We start from the raw sequence: 12,450 nt of genomic DNA on the forward strand, positions 1-12,450 counted from the left end.
TCGCGGACTGTTCTCGTAGTAGCGTTGCACGGGTGGATCATCTTGCCTCTATGAAAAAAATTTTAGTAGGCAAACCAGATTGCTTTCGCTTTTGTATAGGAAGCCAGGGAGTGGATCGCAAACTCTTTGCCCCAGCCGCTTTGCTTCCAGCCACCGAATGGACTTGCTACATCATAGCAGCCGTAGCGATTGACGAAGACTTGACCGGCTTGCAGCTTGTTCGCCACGCGATGTGCGCGGGACATATCACCTGTCCACAGACCTGCAGCCAATCCGTATATCGTGTCGTTCGCCATCTCAACCACTTCTTCTTCGGAATCAAACGGAATGACGCAAAGAACGGGTCCAAAAATTTCTTCTTGGGCAATCTTCATTTTGCTGTGAACATCCGCAAAAATGGTGGGACGGATGAAGTAGCCGTTCGCGTTGGCGCCTGTCAGATCGCGTTCGCCACCTGCCGCCACACGTGCGCCTTGCTCTTTTCCGCTCTCGATGTAGCCGAGGATGCGTTCCATTTGTTTTTTGGAGACTTGTGCTCCTTGATCCGTTGTTGGATCAAAAGGATCACCCAGCTTGTAGCTGTTCGCCATTTCAGCTAAACGATTAACTACTTGGTCATAGATGTCGCGCTGGACGAACAAGCGGGTTGGGGAGGAGCATTTCTCCGCTTTATGCGTGAACAGTGCGTAAAAAGAACGTTCAATGGCAGCGTCCAGGTTCGGTGCATCGCTGAATAGGATGTTCGGAGACTTTCCGCCAAGCTCGAGTGATACCGGCTTCAGATTGGAGTCCGCGGAGTCACGCACCAGTTGTTTTCCGACCGCCGTGCTCCCTGTAAAAGTCACTTTGTCTACGTTCATATGGCGGCTCATGTGGGAACCGACGCTGCCCGCACCCAGAACGAGGTTGATTACGCCTGGAGGCAGGATATTTGCTTCATGAATGATTTCAAACAAGCGGATGGCCGAGAATGACGTTTCCTCGGACGGCTTCAGGATGATGGTATTTCCCATCGCGAGTGCTGGAGCGAGCTTCCATGCCGCCATGTCGATCGGGAAGTTGAAAGGAACGATCTGAGCACATACCCCGATCGGGTCACGCGTGGTTACGCTCAGGAAGTTGCCCTCAACCGGATTGTTTTCCCCGTAGTACTTGTCCGTCCAGCCAGCGTAGTATTCAAATACATCGGAGGCTTCCTGCACGTCATCCTTGTAGGACTCGGTGTACAGCTTTCCGTTGTCCAATGTCTCCAGCGTAGCGATTTCTGCCTGATGCTCCAGTAAAAGAGCGCTGATCTTCCGCAGAATTTTTGCACGCTCCTTGCGTGTCACTTGACGCCATGCTCCGTTTTCATCGTCAAAAGCCGCACGAGCCGCTGCTACTGCACGATCTACGTCCTCTGGAGCTGCAACCTGAAACGAACCGTTAATCAGGCCATTCGCCGGGTTGGTAGAAGTGATGATTTCATCGCCTGCGCTATCGACCCATTGTCCGTTGATGTAGAGCTTTTTCGTGGACAGCAGCCATTCTTTCGCCCACTCCAGCTTTGGCTGGTCAATTCCTTCAAAAATTGCTCGATCATTTGTTTGATTCATCGTTAAGACCTCCATCTCGGGAAAAGCTTTTGACCCCTTCCCGTCCTTTTTCCTTGATCAGTTTGGAAACAAAGCTGTAGCCATGCTTCTCCTTCAAATCCACGACAAGCGGAATGAAGGTATTGGCTAATTCCTCGCATCTCTCTTCGTTGGCTTCGATACCTGCGAGGCATTTCTCGTGGAACAGGACAAGCGCGTTTTTCAGCATGTAAAGCGCATCCAAAATATTGGCTCCTGCTGCGCCTTCAAACACGTTCAAATCGAGCTCCCCATGCTCCAGCGTCGCCTGGACAACCCGGTCACACCCCAAAACCTGAAAACAGCTTTGGATCAAACTCTCAGGCACGACCGGATTGATTTTTCCGGGGAAAAATGAAGACCCCGCCTGTACGGCTGGAAGCGAAATTTCAGCAAAGCCTGCTTCCGGACCTGAGGAAAGCAAACGTAAATCTTTCGCGATTTTAAGCAAGCAAGTAGAGAGCAAGGAAAGCTGAGCCGAAACCTGCGCCAGATCATCCAAATTTTGTGCCGCATCAAACAAGTTTTCCCGATGCTGTAGCCGCATGCCATATAGGTGACACAGCTCAGCGAGAACCGCTTCACGATAGGCACTAGGAGCACCGATGCCAGAACCAATCACCGTTCCCCCCAGATTCACCGCGAGAAGCTCTTGGACTGCTTGTTTCAAGGAGCGATGTCGTCTCTTCCATACCGCCGCGTAGCCACTGAACGTTTCACCTAGTTGTACGCGCATGCCATCCTGCAGGCAGGTTCGTGCAATCGTGGTGATCGGCATCAAGCGCTGCACCAGCTTTTCCCAAGTCTCCTGCATCCGGGCTAGCAGGTCATCCAGTCCTGCATACTCCTGTACAATCGCCATGCGTATCGCCGTATGACAAGCATCTGAGGTCGATTGGGAGGCATTCACGTGATCGACCGGATGCACAGGAGCATAGGTCCCACGCGGCATTCCCGCTTGCTCATTAGCCAGGTTGGAAATGACTTCGTTGACGTTCATGTTCGTTCCGATACCACCGCCGCCATGCAGGATATCGACAGGAAAATGTTCGAGATGCTTGCCTGCGATCAGCTCGTCACAAGCCTGTTCAATCGCTTGACGAACGGATGTCTCGATCACTTCTGCTCTCTCGTTCGCCCGTGCTGCCGCCTTTTTGACCATCGCCAGTGACGCAATATACGCGGGATACTGACGCAGGCTTTTGCCGGAGAACGATAGATTTTGCAACGCTCTCACGGTCTGGATGCCGTAAAGTGCATCCTGCGGTATTTCCAATGTGCCAAACGAGTCCTGTTCTTTTCTCATCTTCAACCATCTCCTCCAAAAGGGGTACAGTCTGGTTGCCCCCCTACTGAACATGGAGACTGTCGATCATCTGCAGACAAAGCAACCTCCTACCAGCCAGCCCTACACTAGCTCGTGCCTCCGTAAAGGCGAATAGGCAGCTATCTGCAGATGCCACAGTTTTGATCTAAATTCACAATGCGAACAACAAGTTCATTATATGAACCTGACCAGATTATAATTCGCTCTCCTCGGAATTGTCAAACAAACATTTTTTTCTGGAAGGGAGTGCTCCACCGCTCGTTTTCCCGCCCTTCTAGCACTTAGATGTATAAACGAATAGCTTTCAAGCAAAAATCTACGCTATAATGATCTACATTGGAAAAAAATAATGGAGTGTTAACGTGCGCATGAAACAGGAAAACTCATCTGTTCAAGCAGTCGATCGAGCTCTGCAGCTTCTCCAGTTAGTAGGAGAAAGCAATGATCCTATTTCCATCGTAGATTTGGCTGAAAAGTCAGGAATGAATCGCACGACTGTGTGGCGACTGATTGGAACACTTGAAAATCATGGTTTTATTGAACGTGACCCTCTGACGAAGGGTTACTTGCTCGGCTATGCTGCCAACCGCCTTGCTGCCCAGGCCCCGCAATACGGCTCACTCATCCGCCGGGCCCGAAAAAGCATGGAGCAGCTGCGCGAAGAAACACAGGAGACTGTCCTGCTCAGCGTCCCCAAGCACCTCGGTACCCTTACGATCGACCAAATCGATCCGGCCAACAGTGTACGCGTTGCTCACTATGTGAACGCCTTTTTGCCGCTGCACTGTACATCGAACGGCAAAGTCCTTCTTAGTACCTTTTCTGAAGATGAGCTCAACTTTTTCCTCGAGCAGCCATTAGAAAGTATGACTCCTGATACCATCACGGACCCTAAGCTTCTGCGAGAAGAGATCGAAAGGGTCAAAAAACTTGGGTATGCTACCGTGATTGGTGAGCTGGATGTAAATGAAAACGGCATTTCTGCCCCGATCTACGACAAACGCCATGTTCTCGTGGCCTTTATCAGCGTGTGCGGACCGAATTTTCGATTTACGGAAGAAAAAGTCTTGGCCTGTACGAAGTATTTGTTCGCAGCTGCTCGCGATATTGCCGAGCATTTGCAGTAAGCTCCACAAAAAAACGGCCCTGCTAATGGCCGCCACGGAAGCCTGATGCGCCCTAACGCGTCAGGCTTTTCCTATTTTTCATGATTCCTCCATTCTTGAACATCCTAAAAGAGATGTGGATTTCCCCTCATTTTGGCCGAGGAAAACAAACCTTTGAAAAATGATTGACAATTCTCGACATGAGCACATATAATCACCTTAGTTTCACATCGCGAATAAACAGTTCACATTATGAACATTCCTTTTTGCTTCCACTCATCATTTCGATGTACTCTTCGCCCAACCCCTACTTAGGCGAACCGTAGCTTTACAGTCTTTTTACAAGGGGGAATTCATGTGAACAGTAGCCAAATGATTAAAATGGACGACGCTCCACTGAGCAAGTTTCACATCAAGATGGCAGCGCTTACGTTCGGTGCCCACTTCACTGACGGTTATGTTTTAGGTATTATTGGAATCGCTTTCACTCTCATCAAGCCTCAAATGAATCTCGACCCTCTCTGGACTGGCCTGATCGGCAGTTCTGCCTTGATCGGTCTCTTCCTTGGCAGTCTCATTCTCGGCTATATTTCCGACTTTATTGGACGGCAAAAGATCTTCGTTTTCAGCTTTATCTTGATTACGTTAGCTTCTTTCCTGCAATTTTTTGCCGATACTCCGGCACAGCTATTACTCTTGCGCATCTTGATCGGGATCGGTATGGGTGGCGACTATAGTGTTGGACATACCATGCTGGCTGAATTTTCCCCTAAAAAGCACCGCGGCGTTCTACTCGGTTCCTTTAGCGTGATTTGGACATTTGGGTATGTAGCATCGACCTTGATCGGTACTTATCTGCTCAGCATTGGACCTGATGCGTGGCGCTATATGCTCGCTTCTTCCGCCATTCCTGCTGTCGTTATTCTGCTACTGCGTATGGGTACACCGGAATCTCCACGCTGGCTGATTAACAAAGGACGCATTGATGAAGCACGCAACATCGTGAAAAAGTATCTTGGACCAAACATCGTGCTGGATGATGAAACACCTGTCAAAAAAACGCAGGGAAGCTTTGCCCAACTGTTCAGCAAGGACATGCGCAAGCGTACTGTGTTCAACTGCCTGTTCTTTGTTTGCTTGGTCATCCCTTATTTTGCGATCTATACGTTCTTGCCTGCGATTTTGGAATCGATGGGTCTCAGCGAAAACTTCGGTACGGATTTGCTGTTGAACGGTTTGCTGGTCGTTGGTGCCCTTCTTGGCATTTGGTGCACGATTAAGTATTCCCGTCGCGGCTTCCTGATCAGTTCTTTCATCATCCTGGCAGTCACCCTGTTCCTGCTGACAGTCTTGCCTGAAGGCGCTACCACACTGATGATTCTCGTCTTTGCTATCTTTACTTTGATCATGTCGGCAGTAAGTAACCTCGTGGGAGTATTTCCTGCCGAAAGCTTCCCTACAGAAGTTCGCTCCAGCGGCGTAGGACTCGCGACTTCCTTCAGCCGATTTGGTTCCGCCATCGGTACCTTCCTGTTGCCGATCGGAATCGACAGTTTTGGGATTCACCCGACCATGCTCGCGTTGACGGGGGTTTTGGTGGTCGGTACGCTGGTCTCCATCGCCTGGGCTCCTGAAACGAAAAACCTCTCGCTCAGCGAAGCGAGTGACATGCAAAAAACCGCTTAGCTGCGAGAATGAAAAAGAGCCACATCTTCTGTTACAGGGCTGGTCCTGCCCCTGACTCACGGAAGATGTGGCTCTTTCTTTTGGGTTCTTTACACGTCAAACTTGCTGACCAGCGCTTGCAGTCGGAGTGCCTCCCGATTCAGCTTGTCCGCAGAGCTGGCTACATCCTCACACGATAGCAGCTGCTCATCTACCGAGTTGACTGTGGTTTTTGCGTACGCCAGCGCCTGGTTCGCGATCTCTTTCATAAGGATGACCGCTTCACTGACTTGCTGCGTATTGGCTGCCATTTGCTCCGCAGATGCGGAAACTTCCTGCACTTGATCCGTTACCTCGATGATGCTATTGCGGATGGTTGTAAAAATATCGCTCGCTTCACTGGCTACCTGCATGCCAGACGCGGTTTCCCTGCTGCTTTCACTCATTGCTGAAACGGCAGTCGCCATATAGGTACGGATCTCTTCTATTAAGTGGGCGATTCGTGCCGCCGACTCTTGGGACTGTCCTGCCAGCTTTCGGACTTCCTCTGCTACGATGGCAAAGCCCTTCCCTTGCTCTCCTGCCCGTGCAGCTTCAATCGCTGCATTGAGTGCGAGGATTTGCGTCTGTCCCGTAATGGCTTCCATGACCCGCAAAATATCCACAATCTGGGTAGAATGGGCATCCAGTGTTCGAATGATCTCGTTTGTCTGCTCCGTCTGGTTGTTGATCTGCTCCATTTGTGCAGCTACTCGCGAGACAGTGTCATCTCCCAGCTTGGCGAGCTCTGACATCGTAAGCGACAGCTCCGCTACCGCAGATGATGACGTAGCCACCATATGAATCCCTGCATTGACTTCTTCCATGCTGCGAGCACTTTGGTTCGAGCCGTGCTGCTGCCTTTCTGCGCCATCAGCGATCTCCTTTACTGAGCTGACAATCTGCCGCGATGATTCAGCGGTACGCTCTGCACCTACAGTCAGTTCCTCTGAGGAAGCGGCCACCTCGTCAGCGGTTTTCTTTACTTCCTGAATGAGCACATTCAGATTCGTACGCATTTTTTCAAAAGCAGTCCCTAGTTGACCCACTTCATCTCTGGATTGGATCACTACCGGCTGATCCAGCTTGCCATCTGCGATTACTAACGCCTTCTGGTTCAACAAGCGAAGCGGCTTGATGATGGAGCGGCTCAGTACATACGCAACAACGCTGCTCACCACCAGAACGACCAGGAAAAACATAAGCATCAATCGATTGGAAAGCTCGATGGAGTCTTGGATAGATCCAACGGAAGTCGTGATCTCAAGTACCTTTTCCTTCAGATAGGCATCTACTTCGGCATTGATGTTCTCAGCCTGAAGGTCGAAGTCATCCATCAACAATTTTCCTTGCTCGTAGCCCTGGTCAATAAAGACGTGCGCCATTTTTTGCCCAATCGCATAGTAGTCATCAAAAGCGCTTTTTATTTTTTCCAGGCGCTCTTGATCCTCTGGATTGACCTGCTTCATTTCCTCGGCTGTCTTCTGGAATTGTTCTGCGTACCTGGATGCTTTGTCCAAGCCATCATCCATTCCATTTTCTCCCCGCGTAGCGCTAATATCGGTTAGCCATTGCTGCACGTAAATGACCGACATCTTCATTTCTTCTGCTAAAAGTGCAGAGCGCAATGTTTTGGCTTCAATAATGGCGGAGGTCTCACTTTGCTGTAAGGAAACTACGTACTGATAGCTGCCAACTGCTGCGAACATGACGAAAATTAGAGAGAATGCACATACAATTTTTTTGGCGATTGACACAGTATCCTCCTCAAACAAACATGATGCAACTGTACATATTCGTAAATTGTAATGCGTTTGAGGGGATCAAAACAATCGCCAGCCTAGAATTGTAAACGATTTGTAACCAATATTTGTCTGAAAGATGTCACTTGTTTACTTTTGAATAGCAATCACAAGCTGTGATATGGTCATTAACCATGCCTACTGCCTGCATAAAGGCATAGCAGATCGTAGAACCCACGAAGGTGAATCCTCGCTTCTTCAAATCCTTGCTCAGTTTGTCGCTCACGTCAGTAGTGGCTGGTACCTGAGACATAGCTGTAAAATGGTTCTGAATCGGCTTTCCCCCTACAAAAGACCAGATATATTCTCGAAAGGAGCCGAATTCCTCTACAAGGCGGAAAAAGGCCTTTGCGTTGGTCACAACAGCCCTGACCTTCAATCTGTTTCGCACAATCCCTTCATTATTTAGCAGCTCTTCTATCTTGTTCTCATCGTAGTGAATGATTTTTTCAGGCTCGAAGTTATCAAATGCCTTCCGATAATTCTCCCTCTTTTTCAGGATCGTATACCAGCTTAGCCCTGCCTGTGCTCCCTCGAGATTGAGATACTCAAATAGGAGCCGGTCGTCATAAACGGGTACGCCCCATTCGTGATCATGGTAGTCGATATATAAAGGATCCTCGTTTACCCAGCCGCATCTGTTCATCGTTTGCTGCCCCCTTTAATCTTGCGAACGTATATTCTTATTGTTAGGATAAACAAACATAACCACTTCTGCAAGTTTTCCTTAGAAAAAAGAAAACCCGTTTTGACGGGATTACTAGTCATCGCGGGTCAGGGTTGCTTTCTATTCAATCAATCAGCATGTCTCACTTTGCCCTGCCCTTTTAGGCGGACCGAAAACCGGTGCTAATCTGGAGTCCGAAAGCTGCTCTCCCAAGCCAAAGTACTGGCAGAAATTCATGAGCAGCGGTTTCCATTTTGCCGGATCAATGTAATTGGAGTGACCATCTTCCATGGCCACCAGCGAGCTCGGCTCCTCCATCGGATGCAGCTTTACCAGCCTAGCCTCCATTTGAACGGGACATTCCTTTACTCTAGGCGCTTGCACGACCTCTGACGGCAATGAAGATAGATCCGCGACACCGAGCTTATCTGCCTCGAATTGGTATCCCCGTGCAGCTTTCTTTTCCGGAACCGGATTTCTTCCTGTTAACAAAGTAAGTCTTTCGATTGCCGGCACCATATCTACTGACGGAAGATTGAGCACACATTCTTTTTCTCTCATCAAATTTTGCACGGTCTGTGACTGGCTGCTCATCCCGAGCATGCACGATCGGCCTAGCCACCAAGCCGAGGACATCGGCGCTACATTTGCTGTACCCGTTTCATTCCTTGTAGTGATCAATACAACTGCGCTTCCAAAGTATAAAGTTTTTGGCTCAATTACCATGTGCATAGGCCTTCCACGTCTCCTCTGCATTCCAGATTTTCATAACTGTAGCACAGAGCTTTTACGTGATATAGGCTTTCCGAGTATGACAGCAAGATCGCAAAGCAATTAATTTTGTCCGGCTGCCACACGAGAAGAAGCTGCCGAATTCTTCCGGCAGCTCCTCTGTCTATTTCACCATCTCAGCCATTTTTACAAATGTGTAGCCCTTGCTCTTCAAGCTCTCCAGCACGACTGGCAAAGCTTCAATCGTATGGATATCATCGAGCATGTGCAGCAGAATCACACTGCCATTTTGCGTCTGGGTAAGAACACCGTTTACAATATCCTTCGCACTGTTTTTGGAATCCCAATCGAGCGTAGTGACATCATACATCGCAATCACTTTGTAGCCAGTCGCTGCAATCACTTTCCCGGTTTGATCGTCCACGACACCCGTCGGCGGTCTGAACAGCATGACAGGCTGCTGCTGGATCGACTCCGTAATGACCTGATGGGCTTTCACGATGTCCTTTTGCAGGTCCTCCGGCTTCAACGTCGTTACCACCGGGTGACTGTAGGAATGGTTTGCGACATCATGACCGCCCTCGACCATGGCTCGTGCCAGATTCGGGTTATTTTCTACCCCTTTTGCCCTCAGGAAAAAGGTCGCTTTTACATCATGCTCTGCTAAAATATCCAGGATTTTCGTAACGGTCTTATCGCTTCCCCAGTCATCAAAGGTAAGCGCGACCTGCTTATTGTTTGTGTCCGATTTATAGACCAGCTTGTACTGGGCATTCTGATAGTTCATGTTCACTTTGGCAGCATCGTAGCCTGGGATATTTTCCAGCGGCTTTCGTTCACCGCCGTTTTTGATTAATTCACTAAGCGTCGTAAACTTGTAGCCAATCTCCTCGGCTGCTTGAGCAAGCAGTGGAATCGCGGGAATCACTTCCGGGTTAATGTCGGTATTTAACGAGATGATTCCACCTCTTGATATGTATCGTGTGACGTAATCGCCGATCGTTTTAGCATCCCTGCTCAAATCTCGGTCCTTCGGGTTAATATTGTAGCTGACAACGGCGTCCATCCCCAAATGAGCAGCCGCCAAACAGACATCATCTGTAAAATCTCCAGACTTGGTGCGAACGTAGCGTGGAACAATCCCTGTCTCTCTTTTGATCACTTCATTACTCAGCTGTATTTCGCGATAAATCTGTTCGTAGCTGAGCTTGCTCGTGTCTAGTTGGTTGAGCGTATTGTTTTCGATCTCATGTCCACGAGCCAAGATGTCTTTTGCGATTTTCGGCTCTTCGGCGACCCGCATGCCCGGTAGAAAGAAGGTCGCTTTGATCTGGCTTGCATCCAACTGATCCAGCAAACGTTTCATGGTTTTTTCATCGCCCATGCCATTAAACGTTAAAGCCAATTCTTTTCTAGCTGTGTACACGTAAGAAATCGCTTTGCTTTTTTCTCCCGTGTAGCGGGTAATGCTTTGTTCTGCGTCCGTTTTCCCCTTCAAGTTGTCAACCGATTCATCTTTGTTTACAAACATGGAGCAACCCGATAAGAGCATAAGCACCATGCCCATCACGAATCCTTCACGTACACGCAGCATGAAGCCGGCGCTTCTTCCTCTGGTCATGCCTTTTCTCCCTTTTTTGCTATCCATCAACAGATAGTCTCTCTTATTTCCCTTGCTCGGACTCCTCTACCAGCTCCGTCATGGTTACCAGCGAGTATCCCTTTGCTTGCAAACCTTCTATTATTCTCGGTAGAGCTTCGACAGTTTGAATATCATCCAGCATGTGTAGTAAAACAATGCTCCCGTTTTTTGTTTTCTCGAGAACGGCATTCACAATGTCATCCGCACTCTTGCTCTTGTCGTGATCCGAGGGAATCACATCGAATAAGGCAATGGTCTCGTAACCCGTCGCTGCAATGACTTTGACCACGTCATCGTTGACTGCTCCTGCCGGAGGTCTGAAATACATCGTGGGCTTTTGCTGAATGGCTTCTGTAATGACCTGATGTGCCTTGACGATCTCCTGCTGAAGCTGTTCCGGCGTAATATGGGTGTTATTGGGATGGGAGTATGTGTGATTCGCTACTTCATGCCCTGCTTCTAGAATGGCTCGAGCCAGGTTCGGATTTTTAGCTGTGCCGTCTGCCCGCAGAAAAAAGGTGGACTTGACCTGGTACTTTTCTAGGATGCGGAGGATGTTTGTTACTGTCGCATCGCTACCCCAATCATCGATCGTAATGGCTACCTTTTTCTCATCGGTTTCCACTCTTTTCACCACTTTGGCCATAGCATTGGTGTAGTCGGGGTTGATCTTGGCTGCATCGTAGCCTTCGATCTTTTCCAAGGGTAATTTCTCCTGACCAAGAGCCAGAAGCGTCTGGAGGGGCACAAACTGGTACCCTGCTTCGGCAGCAGCCTTGGCGATCAGTGGAATGGATACTGACAAATGAATGTTTTCATCGATATCCAAGGCAATAATTCCGCCACGATTCATATACTTGCGCACGTATTTGTTCTTTTGCTCATCCGTTTCATCGTGCCAGTTATGCAAGAACAGACTGTAACCGATGACAGCTTCTTGACCGTTGTGCGCCGCTGCCAGACGAATATCGTCCGTGTACGTACCAAGCCATGTCCGAGCATATTTCGGCGTAACACCTGTATGCTTGAGGATCAGCTCCTTGCTCTCCTTTATCTGCTGATAGATCTGTTCGTAGCTTAGATCCGCCAGATCATGTCCATGTACCGCATTATTCTCAATCTCGTGACCTCTCGCCAGGATTTGCTTGGCTAACTGCGGCTGTTTGGCTACTTGCGCTCCCGGCAGAAAAAACGTCGCCTTGATATTGTATGTATCCAGATCGTTTAAAAGCTGCGTCAGTTTTTTCTCGTCACCTAATCCATTAAAAGTCAAAGCGAGCTCAGGCTTAGTCGTATAAACCATGGAAACAGCTTTGCTTGGCTCTCCCGTATAGCGAACAACGGAGGATGCTGGTTGTGTATTGGCGTATGCCGTAGCCTCCATTACGGAACTGCTCAAAAGCAGGGCCAGTGCTCCAGTCACACCCAGCATTTTTCCCCAGAATCTTTTTCTTTGTCCTTTCCAAAATTTCATGATTCTACTCCTTCTTAATCAATTTAAAATAGATGTCGTACTGTAAAAGATTCGAAAGATCTTACGGATGATTGCAGCTTGAAAGGGTTTGATTAAAACAGGAAGGAAGAAGAGGATGTGTGATCATATAAACAGTCATAGATTTCCTATACTCTAAAATTATACACTTTTTATTAATTGTGGTAGAGTGGTTTCCATTTCCAACTTCTATGAACGCAATAAAAAAACCAGATGATTACACTCATCTGGTCCATTTCCGTCGCACCTTCAAAACTGGATCTGCATGTTTGCTAAGAGTGTGGATAAGTCCTCGACCGATTAGTATTCGTCAGCTCCACGTGTTACCACGCTTCCACACCGAACCTATCAACCTCATCGTCTGT

The 12,450-nt window shown here is 48.6% G+C and carries 9 protein-coding genes and 1 rRNA gene; 2 read left to right on the forward strand and 8 right to left on the reverse strand.

Going from position 1 to position 12,450, the window contains the following annotated elements; translation table 11 throughout:
- Positions 1–62: 62 nt before the first annotated feature.
- Together EDM55_RS19840 and EDM55_RS19845 are read right to left on the reverse strand one after the other, a co-directional pair.
- The gene (locus EDM55_RS19840) at positions 63–1,595 is read right to left on the reverse strand and encodes an aldehyde dehydrogenase family protein (protein WP_122961163.1); all 1,533 of its coding nucleotides are present in this window, start codon (positions 1,593–1,595) and stop codon (positions 63–65) included.
- Complete coding sequence (locus tag EDM55_RS19845) at positions 1,579–2,919, reverse strand: lyase family protein (protein WP_246070882.1); 1,341 nt, start codon at positions 2,917–2,919, stop codon at positions 1,579–1,581. Before EDM55_RS19845 ends, EDM55_RS19840 begins: the two co-directional genes overlap by 17 nt.
- 389 nt (positions 2,920–3,308) lie before the next feature.
- On the opposite strand from EDM55_RS19845, the gene EDM55_RS19850 reads away from it, so the two are divergent.
- Both EDM55_RS19850 and EDM55_RS19855 read left to right on the forward strand, forming a co-directional pair.
- The gene (locus EDM55_RS19850) at positions 3,309–4,067 is read left to right on the forward strand and encodes an IclR family transcriptional regulator (protein ID WP_246070893.1); all 759 of its coding nucleotides are present in this window, start codon (positions 3,309–3,311) and stop codon (positions 4,065–4,067) included.
- 336 nt (positions 4,068–4,403) lie between these two features.
- Positions 4,404–5,732: an MFS transporter gene (locus EDM55_RS19855; RefSeq protein WP_218033690.1), complete on the forward strand. Its 1,329-nt coding sequence runs from the start codon at positions 4,404–4,406 to the stop codon at positions 5,730–5,732.
- 89 nt (positions 5,733–5,821) lie between these two features.
- Here EDM55_RS19855 and EDM55_RS19860 read toward each other — a convergent pair whose 3' ends face one another.
- The 6 genes from EDM55_RS19860 to EDM55_RS19885 form a co-directional block, all read right to left on the reverse strand.
- Positions 5,822–7,507: a methyl-accepting chemotaxis protein gene (locus EDM55_RS19860; RefSeq protein ID WP_122961165.1), complete on the reverse strand. Its 1,686-nt coding sequence runs from the start codon at positions 7,505–7,507 to the stop codon at positions 5,822–5,824.
- A 127-nt stretch (positions 7,508–7,634) separates the two neighbouring features.
- Entirely contained in the window at positions 7,635–8,198 is a 564-nt protein-coding gene (locus EDM55_RS19865; RefSeq protein WP_092273908.1) for a DNA-3-methyladenine glycosylase I, read from the reverse strand.
- A 153-nt stretch (positions 8,199–8,351) separates the two neighbouring features.
- On the reverse strand, positions 8,352–8,951 hold the full coding sequence (locus EDM55_RS19870; protein ID WP_122961166.1) for a flavin reductase family protein: 600 nt from the start codon (positions 8,949–8,951) through the stop codon (positions 8,352–8,354).
- 163 nt (positions 8,952–9,114) lie between these two features.
- The gene (locus tag EDM55_RS19875; protein WP_122961170.1) at positions 9,115–10,545 is read right to left on the reverse strand and encodes a polysaccharide deacetylase family protein; all 1,431 of its coding nucleotides are present in this window, start codon (positions 10,543–10,545) and stop codon (positions 9,115–9,117) included.
- Between the two features lie 70 nt (positions 10,546–10,615).
- Positions 10,616–12,067 (reverse strand): polysaccharide deacetylase family protein, encoded by a 1,452-nt coding sequence (locus EDM55_RS19880; protein WP_122961167.1) that lies wholly within the window; start codon positions 12,065–12,067, stop codon positions 10,616–10,618.
- Positions 12,068–12,365: 298 nt separating this feature from the next.
- Positions 12,366–12,450: ribosomal RNA gene (locus EDM55_RS19885) — 23S ribosomal RNA — on the reverse strand; the annotation flags it as partial.

This window comes from Brevibacillus centrosporus (assembly GCF_003710815.1).
Lineage (GTDB): Bacteria > Bacillota > Bacilli > Brevibacillales > Brevibacillaceae > Brevibacillus > Brevibacillus centrosporus.

Bases quoted from the DNA above. Each gene is read 5' to 3' on its own strand.
- EDM55_RS19880 (WP_122961167.1), bottom strand. From the start codon at position 12,067: ATGAAATTTTGGAAAGGACAAAGAAAAAGATTCTGGGGAAAAATGCTG.
- EDM55_RS19870 (WP_122961166.1), bottom strand. From the start codon at position 8,951: ATGCACATGGTAATTGAGCCAAAAACTTTATACTTTGGAAGCGCAGTT.
- EDM55_RS19840 (WP_122961163.1), bottom strand. From the start codon at position 1,595: ATGAATCAAACAAATGATCGAGCAATTTTTGAAGGAATTGACCAGCCA.
- EDM55_RS19865 (WP_092273908.1), bottom strand. From the start codon at position 8,198: ATGAACAGATGCGGCTGGGTAAACGAGGATCCTTTATATATCGACTAC.
- EDM55_RS19875 (WP_122961170.1), bottom strand. From the start codon at position 10,545: ATGCTGCGTGTACGTGAAGGATTCGTGATGGGCATGGTGCTTATGCTC.
- EDM55_RS19850 (WP_246070893.1), top strand. From the start codon at position 3,309: ATGAAACAGGAAAACTCATCTGTTCAAGCAGTCGATCGAGCTCTGCAG.
- EDM55_RS19845 (WP_246070882.1), bottom strand. From the start codon at position 2,919: ATGAGAAAAGAACAGGACTCGTTTGGCACATTGGAAATACCGCAGGAT.